At 52.7% G+C, this 20,655-nt stretch carries 20 protein-coding genes and 1 tRNA gene; 4 read left to right on the top strand and 17 right to left on the bottom strand.

Annotation, left to right across the window (positions count from 1 at the left end; translation table 11 throughout):
• Window positions 1-43 precede the first annotated feature (43 nt).
• The 12 genes from ACWIZX_RS06275 to ACWIZX_RS06220 all read right to left on the bottom strand — a co-directional run bounded on the left by ACWIZX_RS06275 (window position 44) and on the right by ACWIZX_RS06220 (window position 13,963).
• On the bottom strand, window positions 44-2,599 hold the full coding sequence (locus ACWIZX_RS06275; RefSeq protein WP_322793387.1) for an ABC transporter permease: 2,556 nt from the start codon (window positions 2,597-2,599) through the stop codon (window positions 44-46).
• Between the two features lie 22 nt (window positions 2,600-2,621).
• Window positions 2,622-3,371 (bottom strand): ABC transporter ATP-binding protein, encoded by a 750-nt coding sequence (locus tag ACWIZX_RS06270; RefSeq protein ID WP_322793388.1) that lies wholly within the window; start codon window positions 3,369-3,371, stop codon window positions 2,622-2,624.
• A gap of 13 nt (window positions 3,372-3,384) precedes the next feature.
• Entirely contained in the window at window positions 3,385-3,993 is a 609-nt protein-coding gene (locus tag ACWIZX_RS06265) for a PadR family transcriptional regulator (protein WP_322793389.1), read from the bottom strand.
• Window positions 3,994-4,122: 129 nt separating this feature from the next.
• On the bottom strand, window positions 4,123-4,473 hold the full coding sequence (locus ACWIZX_RS06260; RefSeq protein WP_322793390.1) for an Hpt domain-containing protein: 351 nt from the start codon (window positions 4,471-4,473) through the stop codon (window positions 4,123-4,125).
• Window positions 4,463-7,582 (bottom strand): response regulator, encoded by a 3,120-nt coding sequence (locus ACWIZX_RS06255; protein ID WP_448335169.1) that lies wholly within the window; start codon window positions 7,580-7,582, stop codon window positions 4,463-4,465. Before ACWIZX_RS06255 ends, ACWIZX_RS06260 begins: the two co-directional genes overlap by 11 nt.
• A 28-nt stretch (window positions 7,583-7,610) precedes the next feature.
• Complete coding sequence (locus ACWIZX_RS06250) at window positions 7,611-8,039, bottom strand: hypothetical protein (RefSeq protein WP_322793392.1); 429 nt, start codon at window positions 8,037-8,039, stop codon at window positions 7,611-7,613.
• A gap of 27 nt (window positions 8,040-8,066) precedes the next feature.
• Window positions 8,067-8,801 (bottom strand): family 16 glycoside hydrolase, encoded by a 735-nt coding sequence (locus ACWIZX_RS06245; protein ID WP_448335168.1) that lies wholly within the window; start codon window positions 8,799-8,801, stop codon window positions 8,067-8,069.
• 17 nt (window positions 8,802-8,818) lie between these two features.
• The gene (locus tag ACWIZX_RS06240; protein WP_448335167.1) at window positions 8,819-10,027 is read right to left on the bottom strand and encodes a response regulator; all 1,209 of its coding nucleotides are present in this window, start codon (window positions 10,025-10,027) and stop codon (window positions 8,819-8,821) included.
• A 498-nt stretch (window positions 10,028-10,525) separates the two neighbouring features.
• Window positions 10,526-11,284 carry a phosphate ABC transporter ATP-binding protein gene (locus ACWIZX_RS06235; RefSeq protein ID WP_322793395.1) on the bottom strand — a complete coding sequence of 253 codons (759 nt, stop codon included), beginning with the start codon at window positions 11,282-11,284 and terminating at the stop codon, window positions 10,526-10,528.
• A gap of 8 nt (window positions 11,285-11,292) precedes the next feature.
• Window positions 11,293-12,159 carry a phosphate ABC transporter permease PstA gene (gene pstA, locus ACWIZX_RS06230; RefSeq protein WP_322793396.1) on the bottom strand — a complete coding sequence of 289 codons (867 nt, stop codon included), beginning with the start codon at window positions 12,157-12,159 and terminating at the stop codon, window positions 11,293-11,295.
• 9 nt (window positions 12,160-12,168) lie between these two features.
• Complete coding sequence (gene pstC / locus ACWIZX_RS06225; protein ID WP_322793397.1) at window positions 12,169-13,068, bottom strand: phosphate ABC transporter permease subunit PstC; 900 nt, start codon at window positions 13,066-13,068, stop codon at window positions 12,169-12,171.
• Between the two features lie 4 nt (window positions 13,069-13,072).
• Window positions 13,073-13,963: a PstS family phosphate ABC transporter substrate-binding protein gene (locus ACWIZX_RS06220; protein WP_322793398.1), complete on the bottom strand. Its 891-nt coding sequence runs from the start codon at window positions 13,961-13,963 to the stop codon at window positions 13,073-13,075.
• Window positions 13,964-14,154: 191 nt separating this feature from the next.
• Between ACWIZX_RS06220 and gyrA the strand changes: the two genes are divergently transcribed.
• Window positions 14,155-16,638 carry a DNA gyrase subunit A gene (gyrA, locus tag ACWIZX_RS06215; protein ID WP_448335166.1) on the top strand — a complete coding sequence of 828 codons (2,484 nt, stop codon included), beginning with the start codon at window positions 14,155-14,157 and terminating at the stop codon, window positions 16,636-16,638.
• A 6-nt stretch (window positions 16,639-16,644) separates the two neighbouring features.
• On the opposite strand, the gene ACWIZX_RS06210 is transcribed toward gyrA, so the two are convergent.
• The 3 genes from ACWIZX_RS06210 to ACWIZX_RS06200 all read right to left on the bottom strand — a co-directional run bounded on the left by ACWIZX_RS06210 (window position 16,645) and on the right by ACWIZX_RS06200 (window position 18,306).
• On the bottom strand, window positions 16,645-16,863 hold the full coding sequence (locus ACWIZX_RS06210; protein WP_322792405.1) for a hypothetical protein: 219 nt from the start codon (window positions 16,861-16,863) through the stop codon (window positions 16,645-16,647).
• A 25-nt stretch (window positions 16,864-16,888) separates the two neighbouring features.
• Window positions 16,889-17,671 (bottom strand): biotin--[acetyl-CoA-carboxylase] ligase, encoded by a 783-nt coding sequence (locus ACWIZX_RS06205; RefSeq protein ID WP_448335165.1) that lies wholly within the window; start codon window positions 17,669-17,671, stop codon window positions 16,889-16,891.
• Between the two features lie 215 nt (window positions 17,672-17,886).
• Window positions 17,887-18,306, bottom strand: a complete 420-nt coding sequence (locus ACWIZX_RS06200) for an Hsp20/alpha crystallin family protein (RefSeq protein ID WP_322792403.1) — start codon at window positions 18,304-18,306, stop codon at window positions 17,887-17,889.
• Window positions 18,307-18,500: 194 nt separating this feature from the next.
• On the opposite strand from ACWIZX_RS06200, the gene ACWIZX_RS06195 reads away from it, so the two are divergent.
• Window positions 18,501-18,863, top strand: coding sequence for a hypothetical protein (locus ACWIZX_RS06195; RefSeq protein ID WP_322792402.1), 363 nt, complete (start codon window positions 18,501-18,503; stop codon window positions 18,861-18,863).
• Between the two features lie 66 nt (window positions 18,864-18,929).
• Here the strand turns inward: ACWIZX_RS06195 and ACWIZX_RS06190 are convergent.
• Both ACWIZX_RS06190 and ACWIZX_RS06185 read right to left on the bottom strand, forming a co-directional pair.
• Window positions 18,930-19,006, bottom strand: a tRNA-Arg gene (locus ACWIZX_RS06190).
• Between the two features lie 273 nt (window positions 19,007-19,279).
• On the bottom strand, window positions 19,280-19,756 hold the full coding sequence (locus tag ACWIZX_RS06185; protein WP_448335164.1) for an NYN domain-containing protein: 477 nt from the start codon (window positions 19,754-19,756) through the stop codon (window positions 19,280-19,282).
• 99 nt (window positions 19,757-19,855) lie between these two features.
• Here ACWIZX_RS06185 and ACWIZX_RS06180 point away from each other — a divergent pair, with 99 nt between their 5' ends.
• Both ACWIZX_RS06180 and ACWIZX_RS06175 read left to right on the top strand, forming a co-directional pair.
• Window positions 19,856-20,377: a lamin tail domain-containing protein gene (locus ACWIZX_RS06180; RefSeq protein WP_322792400.1), complete on the top strand. Its 522-nt coding sequence runs from the start codon at window positions 19,856-19,858 to the stop codon at window positions 20,375-20,377.
• 27 nt (window positions 20,378-20,404) lie between these two features.
• On the top strand, window positions 20,405-20,655 hold a 251-nt coding region (locus tag ACWIZX_RS06175), incomplete at its 3' end, for a DnaJ family domain-containing protein (protein ID WP_448335163.1).

Below are 20,655 nucleotides of genomic sequence, written 5' to 3'. Positions count from 1 at the left end.
GCTGGGTCTTTATGATCCAGCCCTCCGCCAGATTTTTTCTCACCTACTCGTACCGCAGGGCTTCGACTATATCCAGCCGGGTTGCCTGACGGGCTGGCACAATGGCAGCCAGCGCACCGAACAACAGCCCGACCGCAAGGGCAGCCAGAATACCGGAAGCCGGGAAGATATACTGCATTGGGAATCCCATCGCCTCGAAGGCCTTGACAGACATCACCCCCATGTAAAGACCGGCCAAAATGCCAAATGCTGTGCCAATCGCTGCCAGAATTAAAGCCTCTGAGAGAATGATCGCCCGCACCTGCCGGCGGTTGGCGCCTACTGCGCGCAACATGCCAATTTCACGGGTGCGTTCCAGCACGCCAATGGCCAGGGTATTGACCATTGCAATCAACGATGGGATGGCGAGGAAGGCAGCCATGGCGTACATGGCGATGAAAACTGCGTCAAACATGCGCGCATTTTCTTCTACATACGCCTTGCCGTTCAACAGTTTGAACTGCGGATAATCCTTCAGCAGGGTCATCAAAGCGCTTTCCACCTTTTCCCGGTCGGCATTGGGCTTGAGATTGATCTGGAAAAACACATCCTCCTGTCGTCCAAAGTCCAGTGCAATGTTGGCCTGGGAGATGTAAGCGGTGGTTGTCTTGGCGTTCAGGTAATCGGTGGCAAGTCCCACCACCCGGTAGGTCTTTTTGCCGCTGGCCGTTACCAGTTCGACTTCATCTCCCACCTGTATACCGGTTGCGGTTGCCAGCACGCCGTTGATGATCATCGCCCGTTCGGTTTTGAGCGCCTGAAAAGCGCTGATCGGATCGCCGGTTGTGAAGGTCAGCGATTCCATCTGGAGGTAGGCGTCCGGGTCAATCCCCAGCACGCCCACAGTAATATCCCCAATCTGGGCGGCGGCAAACCGCAGCGTGCTGACCAGTTCCACCCCCTCAATCTGGCGCAAATCTTCGGCCAGCATCGGCGAAGCGCCGGTATTCGAACCCCACACTGCCAGGGTGGGCGGTACCAGCAGGTAGTCGCTGCCCAGACTTTTTTCCATAATCCGCGTGAAGGTCAGCGCAACCGACGAGAGGATGGAAGCCATCATCACCACCACAGCCAGGGCAATCATGGTGGTTGATGCGGTTACGGTGGCGCGTCCCGGCTGGCGGGTGAGGTTGCCTTCGGCTAACTGCGCCGTCCCATGGCGCGCGAAGATCAGCGCCAGCAGGCTGCCAAACATCACCGCTATCGGATTGATCAGGGCCGGTGCCATGAGGATGAGGGAAACGATGAACATCACTGCCCCCAAACCAATCAAAGCGGCCTGCTGACTGAACAAAATCCCGGCGGCAAGCGCCATCAGTACCACCCCAGCCCAAAACGACACACTGGCAACCCGCTTGAAATTGACCTTTCCCAAAGACGGGCGCAGGGCTTCCAGCGGGGTGATCCGTGAGGCTGAGTAAGCCGGGATCAGACCAGCGACAACCGTGATGCCCACGCCGAGTACAATCGAGGTGATCAGCAGAACCGGTGAAACCTCTGGCGCACCGACGGTGATGTTTAAAAACTGCTTGCTGATTGGCACAATCAACTGTAAAACCAGCAATCCAAACAAATAACCCAACACCAGCCCCGCAGCCGTGCCGATCACTCCCTGCAGCAGCCCTTCGGTGATGATTAACCAGCGGATGGTACGGCGGTTAGCACCCAGCGCGCGCAGCATGCCAATATCACGGCGGCGCTCTGCGATGATGGTACGGAATGTGTTGAAGATGATGAATCCACCCATCAACAGCGCCAGGAAGCCCATCAGCACAAATATCAATTGAGCGTTCTTCAGGTTGGTATAGATTTCCGAGCCGGTTTCCAATGCCCCAATCTTGAATTGATCACCCAGCGTTTCGGTAATGCGTTTTTGAATGTCGGCCCGGCGGGCTTCATCCAGTGTGCCAAAATTGGCGTCAATGATGTTGATCCTGTCCGGCATATTCATCAAACGCTGGGCTTCGCCCAGAGTTACCAGCACTTCTTCGTTGCCGGGCGTCATCCGTTCCGGCAGGATACCGACGATTTTTAATTCGGCTATGCCGGTGGCGGTCGGCAGCGCCAGGGTATCATCCAGCTTTAAGCCGATTTCGCGAGCCAGCGAGCGGGTGATGACCGCTGCTCCACGATCATCGGGTTCGAGGAACCGCCCTTCAACAATGTTGTAGGCGATCATCTGGCGCCCTGCGAGCGGATCAACCCCTTTCAAAATCAGTGCTGTGATTCGGTCAAAGGCTTGGGGGTCTTTATCGAAGTAATCGGCCGGCAGGTTGATGATTCGTTCCAGCGAGCCGCTGGCGACCTCTACCCCTTCCACTGCCCGCACTTTATCCAACACGGAAGGATCGAAGGCTTCACCGGTTTTGTGTGTGATTGTCACATCCACCTGCCCGGCCACCGCCATCACCTGAGTCTGATAGGCTTTGACGAAGGTGGGCAGAAAAGTATTCATGCCGAAAATGACCAGTACCCCAAAGGTAATTGCCAGGGTGGTCAGAGCAGTACGTAATTTGCGTCCGCTTAAATATCTCCATGCCAGAGTCAAATACAGGTTCATTGCGCGCTCCTTTTTTCGGGTGTCAATCGCCAATTTCCCGCATTTTATCCAGCACGGCATCGGCTTGATCGCCATTGCGGTGTTCCAGAACAGTTTCATCCACGATTTTGCCGTCTTTGAGGAAAACAATCCGGTCGGCGTAAGCAGCAATGCGTGCATCATGGGTCACCATGAGAATGGTGCGGTTCCATGTTGAGGAGATCTGCCTGAGCAGGGTGGCAATTTCCTCCGAAGCGCGTGAGTCAAGGTTACCGGTGGGTTCATCAGCCAGAATCAGTGCCGGATCGCTTGCCAGTGCACGGGCAATAGCCACTCGCTGTTGCTCTCCGCCGGAAAGTTCGGAAGGGTGATGATGCAAACGATGCCCCAGACCAACCTGTTCCAGCCACTCCTGCGCTTGTTGACGTGCTTCAGCGGGGTGTATCCCGTCCAAAATGATTGGCAGGGCGGTATTTTCCAATGCGGTCAACACCGGTATCAGATTAAAGAATTGAAAAACAAAGCCCATCTTTCGCCGGCGAATGGCAGTAACCTCATCATCACTGAGCGTAGTCAAATCCTGACCATCAAACAGGACCTTCCCGGAGCTGGGACGATCCAACCCTCCGATCAAATGCAGCAGGGTGGATTTTCCACAGCCGCTGGGTCCCATCACAGCCACAAATTCGCCGGGCTGGATTGAAAGGTTTATGCCGTTCAACGCATGGATTGCGGTTGCTCCATGACCGTATATTTTTGTCAGAGCCTGAGCAGTTACAATGGGGTGATTCATGTTGCCTCCAAATTTAAGTGGATGTTGAATGTGAAGTTTTGGGCTGTTTGGGCGGCCGCCCGCGCGGGCGCAGTTCAGGTTGCGGCACCGGCTGTTTGAGAACCTCATCCAGCCGACTCTCGATCATGTCCAACCAGCGCAAATCGGCTTCAAGGTGCATAATCGCCTGATCCAGTAAGAGGATGTGCGCCAGCGAGGAATAAGGATCCAATTCCATACGCAGCGCCGTCAAGCGGTGCAATTCCTGAAACAAACTGGTGCGCTGCAGGTAAATCAACCGTCGTGGATCCGATTGACCGGTTGCCAGAGCCAACATCAGTTTCAAAAAAAATTCATCCCGCTGGTGCTCCACCTTGACCGGCGACTCAAACCAGCGGCGCAGTTCCTCTCGCCCTGCGGGCGTGATGGCGTAACAACGCTTTGCCACATCCTCTTCGCCTTCAACGGTTTCTTCTACGATCAGGCCGCTTTCTTTCAGGCGGGTCAGGGTGGTGTAAACTTGAGCCGGTTTCAGCTCCCAGGTTTCCCTTCCGCCCATCACAGCCTGAAAGGCTTGCAGCAGCTCATAACCATAGCGGCTGCGCTGGCAAAGCAAACCTAAAAGGGCATTCCGAACAGACATAATTAAAAATACTCACCGGTTTACCAAATTTCGAGAAAATATAAAACCGATGAATATTTTTGTCAAGGGAATTGAGTCGAATCAAAAGAGAGCCGGTTAATTGCCTTGACCGAAATGGTAATTACTCCGTCATTCCCCTGCCAGATATTGCTGCAATGCCTGCAGCACTTTGCTCAATTCTTCCGCGGTTGAATAAACCTGCCCGGCTAATTCCTGCAGGGGGGTTGTCTTGCCGGCCTGCTCCAGTTCGGCCGCCAATACCGCCAGCTGTGAAGCCCCCAGCGTTGCACTGTTTGATTTCAGCGTATGAGCGGAACGCACAAAACGGGCTGCATCACCGCTTGCCATGGTTTCTTTGAGGGTCTCCAGCAGTTTGGGGGCATCGCTGAGATAAGAACGGATAATATCCTCAATGAAACGATCCGCATCTTCACCCATAAAATCCCGATAGGAGTTCAACGTACTCAGATCAAGAGACATGTTCACCTCGCTTAATTTTTTGGTAGGCACTTTCCAACCCGCGCATCAGGTCCTCAACCCGGATCGGTTTTGAAATGTAGTCATCCATTCCCAGTTCCAGATAGCGTTCGCGATCCCCTTCCAGCGCATTGGCAGTCATGGCGATCAAGATTGGACGCTGCTCGGGCGGGTAGCGGCGGCATATTTCACGGGCTGCTTCTTCACCGTCCATTTCAGGCATTTGAACATCCAGCAGCACAACATCATATTGCTGGCGGCGCAGGGCTTCCAGCACTTCCAGCCCATTCGCTGCCACATCCACATGGTAACCCATGCGTTGTAAAATACCGGTTGCCACTTTTTGATTGACCAGATTGTCCTCCGCCAGCAAGATATGCAGTGGATATTGTTGGGCAAAAGTGTGATCAATCACCGGTGCAGTGTGCTTTTTTGGTTGTGAGCGTGGTTTATTGTTCAATACCGACAGGATTGTTTCATACAACTGGATTGGTTTGAGCGGCTTGTAAAGTACGGTTGAAAACAACTCCTGTGTGGCGGAGGCTGGTTTATAACCCAACGAAGTAAAGAGAACCATGGGCAGGTTTTTACCTTGCGGCAGTTGGCGGATTTGTTCGGCAACCATGATCCCATCCATCTCCGGCATTTGCATATCAATCAACGCCAGGTCGAACACCTCTCCGTTGCGAATCAATTCGAGGGCTTCTTTACCGTTGGAAACAGAATAGGGTTTCATCTTCCAGCGTGAGGTCTGGCGGGAGATGATCATGCGGTTCATGGCGTTGTCGTCCACAATCAAAATGCTGCGCTCTGCCAGATCATCGCTTTGAATCTGGTATGGCAGCACGCGGGTGACCGGCGAGGCTTCAGCCTGAATGGTAAAGTGGAAAGTTGAGCCTTTGCCTAACTCGCTTTCCACCCATATTTCCCCACCCATCATCTCCACCAGGCGTTTGCTGATGGATAAGCCCAATCCTGTGCCGCCAAACTTGCGCGAGGTTGAAGCATCCACCTGAGAAAACGGCTTGAACAAGCGGTCAAGCCGCTCCGGCGGGATGCCGATGCCAGTGTCGCGTACCGCAAAATGAACGCGGTAGATTTTGTCTTCCTCAGCAGATTCAACTTTAGCAGCTTCAACCGTGATGAAAACGCCACCCTGTGGGGTGAATTTGACGGCATTGGAGAGCAGATTCACCAGCACCTGCCGCAGACGGGTGACATCCCCTATCAGACGATTAGGCGTATTCTCCTGTATCAGATAAGACAGGTCAAGTCCCTTCTCTGAGGCTTTCGAGGCCAGCAGGTCCATGGCTGACTCGATGCAGTCGCTCAAATAGAAGGGCTGTTTTTCCATGACCATCTTGCCGGCTTCGATCTTTGAAAAGTCCAGAATATCGTTGATGATGGTGAGCAATGAGTCGCCACTGGTGCGGATGGTTTCGACAAAGGTTTTCTGCTCGGCGTTGAGCGGTGTATCTAATAACAGGCTGGTCATCCCAATTACGGCATTCAGGGGGGTGCGGATTTCGTGGCTCATATTTGCCAGAAACTCTGCTTTTGCCTGCGCTGCGGCTTCGGCCTGCCGCCGGGCTTGCAACAATTCGCTAATGTCATGGTAAATGCCGAGCACACCGATGGGCTGTCCGTCCACTACCACCGGCACACCGAAAATTTCCACATCCACAAGACTGCCGTCTTTACGCTTGCGCTGCCCCAGCGAGTGAACTTTTCCCAGACTGACGACTGTAGCGCTGTAAGATTTTGCCTGTTGGATTTCATCCTCGGGAACGATGAGATCGTCAATATTCTTGTGTTCGATCTCACTCAAACGATAACCGAACAGCTCTTCAAAGGCCGGGTTGCAGCCCGTGATGCAATGTTTGTGATCCAGTGTCACAATTGCCACCGGGCTGTTTTCCACCAGCGTTTCAAAATAGCGCTTCTGACGGCGGATTTCATCTTCTGCCTTGCGCCGTTCGGTAATATCCTCCATGACCGAAACCACATACTTTACCTGTCCATCCTCAGCGAGAATTGGAATGGTTGTCTGCTGATTGATGAACAATCCTCCATCCTTCTTCTTTTCAATCAGTTCCCCCTGCCAAGGTTCGCCCTTTAAGACCTGTTCTCGAATTTGAAGGTAAAACTCATCATCATGTGCACCGGAACGGGAAAACCCCAACTTCTTCCCAATCACCTCATCGGGCGCATAACCGGTCAACCGGCAGTAAGCGGGATTGACCCACATTACCCGATCGTCTGTGTCAGCCAGCAGGACGGCGTTGGCGATATGGTTGAGAATGACACTTTGAAGCCGTAATTTTTCTTCATTGAGGCGATTTTTCAAAATCGTAGCCAGGTCACCGGCTACCGTTTCGAGATCCAACGGATTCCATGTTTCTTCGTTGACCGAGTTCTCGTCAATATGTACCACCAGTACTGCCTCTAGCTGCCCATCCACTTCAACCGGCACATACAGATTGCCATGAAAGTGATCGCGCTGAATGGAACTGATTTCGTTCTGGCAGGTGACAAACTGAATGTCATGGCTGCGCATGGCAGCCCCGCAGCGGCAGTAGCCATCCGGCACCAGGCGGCAAAACTGCCCGGCATTCGGGTCAAGGTAACGCTCTGCTACTATTCTGAGGCTGTTGGTGGCTTTATCATACAAAAAGATGCCGGCCTGTTTGGCGGAGGCAAGCACCGGCAGTTCCAGAATCAGGTCTAGCGATTGGGTCAATGTTTCTTTTAAAGGCAGATTCTGCAAAGAAAGTTGCAGCAATTGATTAAGTACGTACTGCGTTTTAAAGGCCTGATCGAGCTGCTTAACACGCTGGTTAACGGTTTCTTCCAGTTTTTGATTAACCACCATTACCATCTCTTTTTGTCGGCCCAACAGGTAAAATACCACACCAAGGATCAGCGGCGCGCAGGAAACCACCCAGACGATCCGGCTTTCGGAGTACAGCCGAACGATTGAATACCAGCCGGAATAATCCCGTACGTTCGAAAATTCGAGCAGAAGGGCAAAAACCGGGAAGATTAACCCGAGTGCAAAGCCCGTCAGGCTGTATTGGATGGCTAACCGTTTTTTTAAAATATCGGATTTCATGCGGATTATTGCTCCTTCACTCGTCTGGTCACGGAGTTGCTGTTGAGACGAACCGCAAAGTGCCTACATCCAGCACCTCGCCCGGTAGAACGGCGATTTGAAATTCGTGCCCGACACGCTCATCTGCCACAATCAGGTACTGCTTACCGGCCGGCACACCGCTGATCTCAAAGTAGCCGTTGCTGTCTGCTCTGGAAAAGATTTCGCTACCCAAAATGTAGATTTCGGCTTGAAAAGGCTGCCCCCGTTCATCCACAACAATGCCCCTGATGCTGCCGACGCCGCGAACCAGCTGCTGGTTATCGGAGCGGACGAAAACAACCACCGACAATCCAATGACCGTAACCAGTAAAACCAGAATGACCAGTTGCGGCAGGCTCAGCCGCTTTTTGGGCGGCAGGTCTTCCTGCAATCCGTGCTTGAAATCCTTAAGTGAAGGCGACTGTTCAAAATTCATGCCAAACCTCCCCAACCATCGCGCGGCTTACTTTACTTCCAGAATAGAAAAATGACTGGTGCAGGCAGTTGTGTTGCTCCAGGAGCGAAAGCCAACGCCGCCATTTTTATAGACGTGATCAGTTGCTTCCAAAACTTTTTTGCCATCAATCAACACCGTAATGTTTGCCCCTTGAACGACAATGTCAATATCATGTGGGGTTTTGTAAACCGCAAAATCAGTCGGAATATCGCTTTGGGCGATTGGTTTCCAGATTTCCTTACCGTTCATCCAACGGCGAATCAGGAAAGATCCGTTCGGCGACCCATAATTCTTCATTCCCGGATCATATTGAAAAATATATCCCGATGCGCCTTGCTGACCAAAGGTTGTCCTGAAAAAGACCCCAAAGCCGGAACCCTGATCAATCACCACATCTTCGAGATGAATGACATAGTCCTTCAATTCGTTTTTCATGGAACAGGTGTTGAAGGTTTGAGTTGCTCCGCTCCAGCAATAACCGCTGGGGCTGAGTTGGGTACTTCCGAACTGATTTTGCCAGCCACCCGTACCTTGTGAAAAGTCATCCTCACAAATTGCTTTTGGTTTTGCAGCAACCGCGCAGGTGCCGCTGTTGGAAAAAATGCTGACTACCGCGCAGTACACATCCCGCAGGGAAATGCCGAAAATCTGTAAGATCAGAATTAATGCCACCACTGCCAGAACGAGGATCAACCCATATTCCAGTAGCCCCTGTCCCGATTCAACCCTGTTTTTTCTCATGTGCACCTCCAGATGGGTCATTTTTGCCTGGCTTTCATCCGCTTTTGAACCCGAACCAGTGCCTCAGAATACGGCTTTGGTGGATTCTTTTTATGTTCCGTCTTGCTCCAGTAAAAGGCAAAATCCTCAAACAGGCCGCCCAGCGCGCTTTCCGGTGCTTCCCATACCGGCGGTTTGCCCATCGTCAAGGCGTTGATCAGTTCATCCCCGGCAAAAGGCAGCACAATCTCAATCCGCTTTTGAAGGACTTTTTCAATTTCTTCTCTGGGCAGCCCCCTGCCTTTGAAGTTCCAGTTGAGAACCAGTTTTACTTTTTCTGGCGAATATCCAATTTTGGCAAACACATCCAGCGCAATACTGGTACATTGTACGGCTGCCAGCTCCGGAGAGAGCACCAGCAGAATCTGATCTGCCTGATCCAGAGCGGCGAGGGTTGTTTCTGAAAAATTATGCGGCAGGTCAAGAACAAGGTATTCATTTTGTTTTGCCAGCAGGCTCAACACCTGTTTGACCTGTTCACCAATCAGTAATTCGGCTTCGTACGGCCGGCGCGGTGCAGCCAGCACACTCAGGCCGGATGGATGTTTCAGCAGAATCTGATAGATGACTTCGGCATCAATCTCCTCCGCTTTGATGTGGGATAATTCCGCCCAGCTGTGACGCAAGGGTAAATCCATCATCAACGCCGAAATTCCATTATCCAACGCCAGATCTATCAGGGTCACCGGCATTTTCCACAACTGGCTCAGTCCGATTGCCGTGTTGGTGGCAATGGAAGAGACCCCAATACCCCCTCGTAACGAAAAGATGGCGATGGTTTGTGCCTGAGTTTTTGCAGGGGCTGGCAGATAAAAAGAAGAACGACGCAATGCAACCTGCACCCGGGCAATAAATTCCTGCGGTTGAAATGGTTTAGGGATGAAGTCATCTGCGCCGGCTTCAAAGGCTTTCAGCCGTTCTTCCAATTGATTCAGGGAAGTTAAAATCAAAATCGGCAGCCGGGCAGTTTCGGGACGGTCTCTCAACCTGCGGCACAGCTGATACCCATCCATTTCAGGCATCATCACGTCCAGAATTACCAGGTCCGGCATGACCTTTGGAATGGCTGCCAGCGCTTCGGTGGCGCTGGCAGCGGCATAAACCTCATACCCCTCTTTTTTGAGGACACCCCCCACCAATTTACGACTGACTTCATTGTCATCCACAATGAAGATTTTTTCACGCATAGCGTCGCCTCCTCTTTTACTTAAAAAAATTATACCGACCGGGCATTGAATACTCCGTAACATCTTTGTAAAGAATATTTTCAGTTTTGTTAGGGAGATTCGGGCTTTTTTTTACCCCTTCAGTCCATAAATTTGTATAGTTTTGAGCAGAGCAGCCAAGATGACCATTGCAGACCCCATCCATCGCCGGCAGTTGAAGGAAAAGTCAATGGGGAGGCAACAAAAAACAAGCTGGATGAAATGAAATAACCTGTTGGGTTGCGCCGCAAGCCGCTCATCCGCTGGCGGCACTTCCTGCGGCCGTCTAACAACTGATTTCAGACTGTGATGCGTACCCGTGAAAAAAGTCTCACCACCCAGGTGTTGATGGAGCAACCCGGGTCAGCTTCTGCTCAACCGCCCGGTAAATCGGTGGGTATTTCCCTAATCCTTTGAAAGGAAAATGACCTGCCGGAATTAGTTTTCCTGGACTGAAAGGGATTTTTACCACAAGGCGAATTAACCAAACCGGCCGGTAACATAATCCTCGGTTTCTTTGACCCTGGGGGAAACAAACAGCTGCTTTCCTATACCATATTCCATCAGGCGGCCTTGCAGAAAGAAGGCAGCATAATCGGCAACGCGTGCTGCCTGCTGAACGTTATGAGGAACCAGCACAATTGTGTATTTTTCTTTAAGTTCCAAAAGCGAATACTCAATTTTGGCGGTTGAGACCGGATCCAGTGCTGAGGTGGGTTCATCCAGCAGGATTACTTCTGGTTCCAGCGCCAGCACCCGTGCCAGACACAACCGTTGCTGCTGTCCGCCGGAAATGGCACTGGCGGGGTCATGAAGGCGGTCTTTGACTTCATCCCACAGGGCTGCCAGTCGCAAGGCTTTTTCAACTGCTTCGTCCAGCCGGCTTTTGTTCTTTTCGCCGGCCAGCAGCAAGCCGTAGGCAACGTTCTCCCAGAGCGTCAACGGCAGCGGAACCGGACGAGAAAAGACCATACCAATTTTTCGACGCAGTTCGATCACGTCCGTATCCGGATCAAGGATATTTTTGCCATTGAACCAGATTTTTCCGCTCAAATGACGCACATCGGCAAGGTCGTTCAAGCGGTTAAAGGCGCGCAACAAAGATGACTTGCCGCCGCCTGCCGGCCCAAAAAATACATTAACCGCATTGGCAATCACTTCGACACTGATATCGGTCAGGCTTTCTACGCCATCAGAATAAACCAGGGTCAGATTCTGGACTGAAATTTTACTTTGCATGGTTTGGTTTACCATTGGCGGCGAGCCCGGGCGCGGTTGCGAATGAGGGTTGCAATCAAATTCATACCCAGCACAAAGACCAGCAGCACCAAAACTGTCCCATACTGGATTTGTAACGGCATACCCGGTACAGATGTGGAGATGACAAAAATGTGGTAGGGCAGGGCCATCGTGGCATCCATGGGAGAGGATGGCAGACGTGGTAAAAAGAAAGCGGCACCGGTAAAGAGGATCGGGGCGGTTTCGCCGGCGGCGCGTTCCAGCCCTAGGATGATACCGGTGATCACGCCCGGCATGGCCTGTGGAAGCGTGATTCGCCAGGTGGTCTGCCAGCGGGTACCACCCAGTGAGGTGCTGACCACACGAAAGGCATTGGGCACCGAACGGAGAGCTTCTTCAGTGGTGCTGATGATGACCGGCAGGGTCATGATCGAGAGGGTCAAAGACGCAGCCAGTATACTGGTACCCAAGCGTAAGAAAAGGACAAACAATCCCAACCCGAACAACCCATATACAACGGAAGGGATGCCGGCCAGATTGATGATAGCGATGCGGATCAGCCGGGTTGCAGGATTATCGCTGGCATATTCAGCCAGATAGATGCCGGCAGCCACCCCCAGCGGAACAGAGAAAATGGCTGTTCCCACCGTCAGGTAGATAGTGCCCATGATCGCCGGTAAAATGCCGCCGGCACGCATGCCGTCCTGAGGCATTTGGGTTAAAAATTCCCACGAAATAGCTGGCAAACCACGGATGAGAATAAAAACGATAACCCCGATAACGGGCAGGGCAGTAAGCAGGGTGATCAGGCGCAGTAAATTGATGCCCATTACCTCAACCTGCTTCATTTTCCGGGAATACTCAATTGTTTTCATCGTTCATCCTCAGGAAAGCAAACGTTCGGAGCGTTTTCGGCTGCGCAGCGTGAGGGATGATGCTACCAGATTGACGACTAAAGAAATGAGGAACAAAATGATGCCAATAAAAAAGAGGACATGATAGTGTGGAGAACCGGTTGCGACCTCACCCATTTCAGAGGCGATGGTAGCCGTCATGGTTCGGGCTGGCATAAAGAGGGCATTCAGGCCGCCAGGCAAGACCGGAGCGTTGCCGGTCACCATCATGACCGCCATTGTTTCACCAATCGAACGGCCGACTCCCAACATGAGCGCTGTCAACAAACCGGAACGGGCTGCGGGTACGGTCACGCCCCAGGCAGTCTGCCAGTTGGTTGCCCCCAGCGCCAGCGCACCTTGTCGGTAAGCAGGGGGTACCGTGTTCAGGGCATCCTCGGCAATGGAAACAATGGTCGGCAGGGAGATCAGTGCCAAAAGCACTGCGCCGGTGAAGGCAGTCAATCCGGTGGGCAGGTCAAAGAAGCGGCGGAAGAATGGCGCCACAATTTGAATGCCCAGAAAACCCAGCACAACCGATGGTAAACCTGCCAGAATCTCAATAATCGGCTTTAAGAGATTTCTCAACCAGGGCGGAGAAAATTCAGAGAGAAAGACAGCTGTGCCAATGCCAAATGGTACGGCGATCAAAATTGCGCCAACGGTGACCAGAATTGAACCACTGATGAGCGGAAGAATGCCAAAATATTTTTCGATAGGATACCAGCGGCTGCCGAACAAATCCTTTAGCGGAACGTCATTCAGGGCAGGTAACCCTTCCCGCAGCAGGAAAACAAGGATCAGCCCGACGAACAAAATACTGGAATAGCCCGCCAGGATAATCAAACTGTTGATGATCCGTTCACCGAAAGTTGTGCGGCTCAATTTCATTGGGCTAGTTTCCTGCGCTGAGTGTAACGATTGGCACAAATCCAAGGCGTGAAACAATATCCTGCGCCTGAGGACTGAGGATCCAATTCAGGTATTCACCCACCAGAGGGGGAGCATCCCGGCGGGTGTACATGTATAAATCTCGAGAAATTGGGTACGCTCCGCTATTGACCGTTTCAATGGAAGGCAAGACAAACGGCCCCTGTGGCTGAGTACCAATTGCCAGAACTTTGACATGCTCGGTAACATAACCCAGCCCATCGTAACCAATTGCGTTGGGGTTATCACTGACTTCGGCGATGATGCCTTCGGATGAGGGCAGTAAAAGAGTATCTGCCGAAAAGATGGCTTTGTTGTTGTGATCCCCTTTGCGAATCACCTCTTCCAGAAAATAAACATGGGTGCCCGAATTGGTCTCGCGTGACAGACGGACAATTGGACGATTTTCTCCCCCCACTTCCTGCCAGTTGTTGATCACACCCTGATAAATTAACGAGATCTGGTCAATGGTCAGCTGGTTTACCGGGTTTTGGGGATGGACAATGACGGCAATGGCATCCCGGGCGACAACATGTTCTACCGGTTCAATGCCGTTCGCCAGGGCGGCTTGCATTTCCTCTTCTTTAATCTGGCGGGAGGCGTTGGCAATGTCCACCGTGCCACTGATCATGGCGGTGATGCCGGTTCCGCTGCCGCCGCCGGTAACCGAAATGCGCACCTCCGGATGAAGCCGCTGATATTCTTCAGCCCACGCCAGCGCCAGATTGACAATTGTATCTGACCCTTTGTTTTGTATATAAGTGGAAGGTGGTGGGGTTTGATCACTCCCGCTGGCGGTGCAGGCCGTCAGGATCATTGCAATGACGACGATGACGAAGACCGTTATTCGTTTCATGCCTGTATAAATTATAAGCCAGAATATTCAATCAAAATTAATCATCGAAATAAATTTAATCACCACTTTTCAGGAAAAGTGTCATAGCCCGCCGTTTGGGAAAATGGCGGAGTGAGAACTATTCCCCGGTGAATGATACCGATGCGGTATAATTAGGGGGTTATCATTCTGGGTAAGAGAAGGAAAGCGTTATGGATATCGGTACAATACAACCGGTAGATATTGATGAACAGATGCGCTCGGCGTATCTGGACTATGCGATGAGTGTGATTGTGGCGCGCGCTCTGCCGGATGCGCGCGATGGTCTCAAGCCGGTTCACCGGCGTATTTTGTTTGCCATGCAGGAATTGGGCATACGCGCCAACAGCGCTTATAAAAAATCGGCGCGCATTGTCGGCGAAGTGCTGGGTAAATATCATCCTCACGGTGATATGGCTGTCTATGACGCCATGGCGCGCATGGCGCAGGATTTTTCGATGCGCTATCCGTTGATTGATGGGCAGGGCAATTTTGGTTCGATTGATGGTGATGCTCCGGCTGCCATGCGTTACACCGAAGCCCGCCTGAATGCCATGGCTGAAGAAATGCTGGCTGACATTGACAAAGAAACGGTGGATTTTGCCGATAATTTCGACGGCTCGTTGCGGGAACCGGTTGTTTTACCGGCGCGGCTGCCCAACCTGCTTTTGAACGGTTCGGCGGGAATTGCGGTGGGGATGGCAACCAATGTTCCTCCGCACAACCTGCGCGAATTGACCGATGCTTTGATCTATCTGATTGATCATTACGATCAGATGGACGAAGTCAGCATTGAAGATTTGATGCGTTTTCTGCCCGGCCCGGATTTTCCAACCGGCGGGGTGATTGTCGGGCAGGAAGCCATCCGCCAGATGTACACCACCGGGCGCGGACGGTTGACTGTGCGCGGGCAGGCGCATATCGAAGAGATGCGTGGCGGACGCTATCAGATTGTCATTACCGAAATTCCGTTTCAGGTCAACAAAACCAGTTTGATCGAGCGCATTGCCGAACTGGCGCGCGAGGGGCGCCTGGATGCCATTTCCGACCTGCGCGATGAGTCCGACCGGCGCGGGATGAGCATTGTCATCGAGCTGCGCCGCGGAGCGCAGCCGCGCAAGGTGCTCAACCAGTTGTACAAATATACACCGTTGCAGACCACTTTCGGAGCGCATTTACTGGCGCTGGTGGATAACGAACCGCGTTTGTTAACCCTCAAGCGCGCTTTACAGATTTATATCGAACATCGCATTGAAGTCATTACCCGCCGCTCTCAGTTTGAACTGGAAAAGGCGCGCCAGCGGGCGCACATTCTGGAAGGGTTGCTGATCGCGCTGGCCAATTTGGATGAGGTCATTCAAACTATCCGCCAATCGCCGGATGTGGAAACCGCCCGCGAGCGGTTGATTACGCGCTTCAAATTGACTGAAATGCAGGCCCAGGCGATTCTGGACATGCAGTTGAGAAGGCTGGCAGCCCTGGAACGCCAAAAGATTGAAGAAGAACACCGTTCCTTGCTGGAACGGATTGCCTATCTGGAAGATTTGCTGGCTTCACCCAATAAAATTCTGGACGTGATCAAAACCGACTTGCAGGATGTGAGCGCAAAGTACGCGGACGCCCGCCGCACTCTTTTGCTTGCAGAAGCCAGTGAAACTTTCAACGAAGAAGACCTCGTTGCCGATGAACACGTCTTAATCATGATTACGCAGCGCGGTTATATTAAACGCGTGGCGGCGCGCGCCTTTCGTACGCAGATGCGCGGCGGGCGTGGCGTAACCGGTCAAAACCTGAAGGAAGAAGATGAAACCCTGATGGTCATACCGGCGCGCACGCTGAATACCATCCTGTTCTTTTCGGACAAGGGGAAAGTCTATTCTGAAAAAGTGTATCAGATACCGGATGCCGGCCGCACCGACCGCGGCATTCCAATGGTCAATGTCCTTTCGCTAGGAGCGGATGAAAAAATTACCGCAGCTGTGGCTGTGACGGATTTTCAGGCAGCCCAATATTGCACCATGGCAACCGTCAAGGGACGGGTTAAACGCGTGGCGCTGGCCGAGTTTGCCAGTGTGCGCCCTTCTGGTCTGATTGCAATCGGTCTGGAAGATGGTGATGAGCTGGGTTGGGCGCGCATCACCAGCGGGAGTGACGATATTATTCTGGTTACGGCCCAGGGCAAGGCCGTGCGATTCAATGAAAACGAAGTGCGCGTCATGGGCAGGCAGGCTGCCGGCGTCAGCGGCGTTCGTTTGAGCAAAGACGATCAACTGGCGGGTATGGAGGTTGTGCAGCCCAACGCCGAATTGCTGGTGGTCACCGAGCGCGGCTTTGGCAAACGCACCCCCCTCAGCGAATATCCGCCCAAAAGCCGCAATACCGGCGGTGTGACTACCATTAACCAGAAGAATCTGCAAAAAATTGGCAAAATTGCCGCCGTGCGGGTGGTGGAAGAAAATGACGATATCACCCTGGTTTCAGCCAACGGGCTGATCATCCGCATGAAGGTGAAGGACATCAGCCGCACGGGGCGCTCGACACGCGGTGTACGGCTGATGGTTCTGGCAGATGACGACAGCGTAACTTCGGTTGCGCGGATTTCGGCGCGGGAACTGCAAAAGGCGGAAGAGGAAAAGAACGGCGAGAACGGGACGTGAGATTGTTTACACCCAGATCCGTCCGGTCAGCACCAGACAGAGTACCCCCATCACGCAGGTCATCATGAGCAGCAACAGTGCAATGACAAACCGCTGCGGCGCGGTCAGTCCTAGAAAGGTGCGCCGGGCTGCGATGGTGCGGGTTGGCTTAATTTGATCCAGTAGCGGGGTCTGTTCTTCCTCCGGTAATTCTTCGAAAGCGGAATTGCGCAGATCATCTAACATTTAAATCCTCCGGTTGAGAAGGCGCTCAAGAGAGAGGCCTCAATTTCAGGTCACCGACCGTGAAGGTTTGTTCACTGTCATCGTTCATTTTTAGGCGCAAATGTCCGAAGGGGTTGATGCCGAGCAAAATCCCTTCAAAGGTTTCTCCGCCGGGATTTTCCAGCCGCACCTTTTCCCCTTTAAAGGCCAGCCGTTGCTGCCAGCCGGTGAGGAAGGAAGGGGTGGTCAGCAAATCGCGCCAGTGAATGACCGTTTTCAGCACTTCTGCCAGTAAATGCCAGCGGTTGACGGTTGTGCCGACTGCATCCTCAACACAGGTTGCCGGGAAGAGGACTTGATCGGGGGGAGGCACTGAAGCAGGTGCAACATTGATGCCGATGCCCAGCACGACTGCCTGCAACCCATTCCCCTGCCAGAGGGACTCTGCCAGCACGCCGCACACTTTGCGCTGGTTGAGCAGCACATCGTTGGGCCACTTGATGAGGGGTTGCAAGGCGTAAATTTGCTCCAGCGCGATGGCGACGCTGAGTGCACCTAACGGCGAGTAGAGCGGCAGCAGGTCGGGTTGCGGCAGGGCCGGACGCAGAATCAGGCTGAAGGCCAGGGCTGCGCCGGGCGGTGTGAACCAGGATCGGCCCAGCCGTCCGCGGCCGGCGGTTTGATGGTCGGCAACGATAAGGGCTAAATCGGGGGCTCCTTGGGCTGCCCAATCCAAAGCGTCTTGATTGGTTGAGCCGGTTTCGGGGTAGAAACGCACTTCTGGAAGCGGTAAATCTTTCAATGAATCGAATATAGCTCTTTCAGACATGCCTTAATTGTACTCGAAACAACGGTAATGACCTCAGCAAGGAGAGCGAAAAACCAGTTCCCCCTGAGCTGTCCAGTTTGGAGGGAAGAGGTATTTGATGGTGGAGTTGATTTCAATCCTTCTTTATCTCAGGTTGGGCCTTAAAAAATAAAAAAACAGCAGTAACCCTCCCTGCCCTGGACTGCGAAAGGGATACTGCTGTATTTGCCGTAAGATTAACGCGCGGTGACTTTGATGGTTTTGGGGCGGGCGTGTTCGGCTTTGGGGACAAACAGGGTCAACACACCATCTTTCAGACTGGCTTCAGCCTTGTTGGAATCCACCGCTTCGGGCAGGTCAATCGTCTTGCAAAAGCGTCCGCTGGGGCGTTCGGCCAGCAAATACTCGGCATTTTCCTGCCGGTCGTTTTTCAGGTTCCCTTGAATCGTAACGCGATTATCCACCACCTGAATGTTCAGGTCGTCTGCCTGGACACCGGGCAGTAAAGCAGTAATGGTATAGCCGTTTTCGGAAACCAGCACATCGGCCGGGAAGAAAACCTGCCCCTGTTCTTCCTGCCAGTCCTCTGCCATGCGTTCCATCCAGTGACGGCGAGCCATACGGCGGGCATAGGGATTGATCCAGTAAATGCTCATTTTGTTCCTCCAGTTTTGATTCATTGCCTCATCCAATGAGGTAATTTACAGCCGATTTTAGGTTTTTTTTATTGTTATTGAATCAGAGAAATGTAAAACTTTTATCAGTAAAAAAGGTTTCCAATGCAACCTTGTAAATTTGAAAGCGCAGGTTGCTGAAATTGTGGTATGATAACGGCTTGGAGTAAGAAAAAATGGACGATCGTATCACAATTATTGAAGGGCCAACCCCCGACTTTGAAACGATTGATGATGGGTGGGCGCTGGGTTTGAATGAAAGCCCATCGCTGTATGACCTGGCGCTGACCCGCCTGCGAACCTTCAACGGCGCGGCGCTGGTCGAGCGCTGCCACCGTGCCTGGTACAGGCAAAATCACATCTACCTTCATTACCGTAACCCGCTGGGCATGGAAGAACGCGTACCGATCATGGCGGCTCAGTCGGTGGAAACCGAGCAGGGACAGGTGCTACTCCTGTGGGTGCGCCGCAAACACGAGGAAACCGAGATCGAAATTGATCTTGATGACGACGAAGAGGGCGGAGAATTCGGTAACTGAACCAATCCTCACTTCACAAAAAACAACCCCGCATGAAGTCTTGCGGGGTTTCTTTTATTGAAATACTGGTGCCCCCGGCGGGAGTCGAACCCACAACCTCGGCGTTAGGAGTGCCTCGCTCTGTCCTTTTGAGCTACGGGGGCTTTGATCATGCCGGATTATAGCATTGGCATTTCCACGATGCAAGATGACAATCTTTAACTTGATGTAAACGAACCGGCAGGCGTGGGGGGGACACGCCTGCCGATCCTCAGGGAGGGAACTCCACCGAAGGCTTGTGTTTCAACGTGGGGGGGACACGCTGAACGGCCTTTTGGGTGGATTGACACCATCTACCAGTAAGTGTTGGTGTCATTGCTAATATACACTAATTTTGTCCAAATTGTATTAAAAATCTATAAGAGTTTTCTTATAATTCAGTCCGATTTTTCATTCCGCTTCTTTTTGAATAAACGCAGCATTTCTTCAACCTCGGCGGCGGTTGGCTGGGGTTTTTCTTCCCGCTGCGGCCGGCGCTGACTGTTGATCAACTGGCGGGCAAATTCATCACTGGGAAGAACCTGCGCTCCCCAGCGCCGGGCAGCAGCCTGAACCTCGCGGTCGGAACTGACCACCGTCCAACCGGTTGCCGATTTTCCCAGTTGTTTGAGGCGGGCAGAGATGGCGGCATCGGCAGTCATCTCCCGCACCACAAAGTGGGCGGTAACCTGTCCAAAGGACTGATGCCCGGCTTTGCCCACGGCGGCGCGGTCAAAGTACACTTCAATTTTTTGCCGCCGGGTTGAGGCAAATGCCTGCAGCAGGCGAATCAGGTGCTGTTCATCATCCGGGCTTTCCAGCCGCAGGCCGCCAATGTGCGGAATCAGGTTGTGTCCGTCAATCAGATAAGGCATTGGGTACTTCCTCTGCCCTCATTTTACTGGAAAAGTATGCTATGATTCTATCTAACGAATAACCTTTACTTCCTGAATGGAAAGACGTGCCTTCCCGTTATGAGAAGCTGGAAACGCATTATTCCCTTTTTGATTCTGAATATCATCATCTCGGCGGCGACTACGCTGACCGTTTTACTGTTGTGGGATCGCAGCCTGCGCCCGGTACAGCCGCTGCCGGTCAGTGTGGGCGGCACGGGTGGTATTCCCCCTGCCGGCAATTCCATCCAGCCGGCTCTGCCTGGCGATGCCACTTTGCCTCCCGCAGATGAACCGGTCATCCTGATTGAAACCGTGATCGGCGCAGGGGATTTGCAAAACGAGGCCGTCCTCCTGAGGCGGGTGGGTGAAGGCGAATTGCTGCTGACCGGCTGGAAGATCAGCAACGGGCGCGGGGCGGAGTATGTCTTTCCCTACCTGCTGTTGAACAAAGGCGGCGCTGTGCGTTTGTACAGCCGCGCGGGCAACAATACGGTGATGGAATTGTTCTGGGGTTCAAACCAAGCTGTTTTTCGTAGCGGCGATTTGGTTTCCTTATACGACTGGCAGGGCGGCCTGCGGGCCACCTACAACGTGCCCTGAACAGGTTTCGTCAGGTTGGGCTGAAAGATGAACATCTTTGAATGGGTCGCCGAAGAAAAAATACGCTCGGCAATTGAAAGCGGTCAATGGGATAACCTGCCCGGTAAGGGTAAACCGTTGCAATGGCAGGAAAATCCTTTTGAACCGCCCGAATGGCGCATGGTTTTTTCGCTGTTGCGTCAGAACGGCTATAGCCTGCCATGGCTGGAAGAACGAAAAGAGATTGAGGCAGAAGTACAGCAATTCCGCGCTCAACTTGCTTTAGGGCTGCGCTCTGC

Source organism: Bellilinea sp. (genome assembly GCF_053501535.1).
Note: the sequence above shows the minus strand (reverse complement) of the source record. Positions and strands in the feature narration are given on the sequence as shown.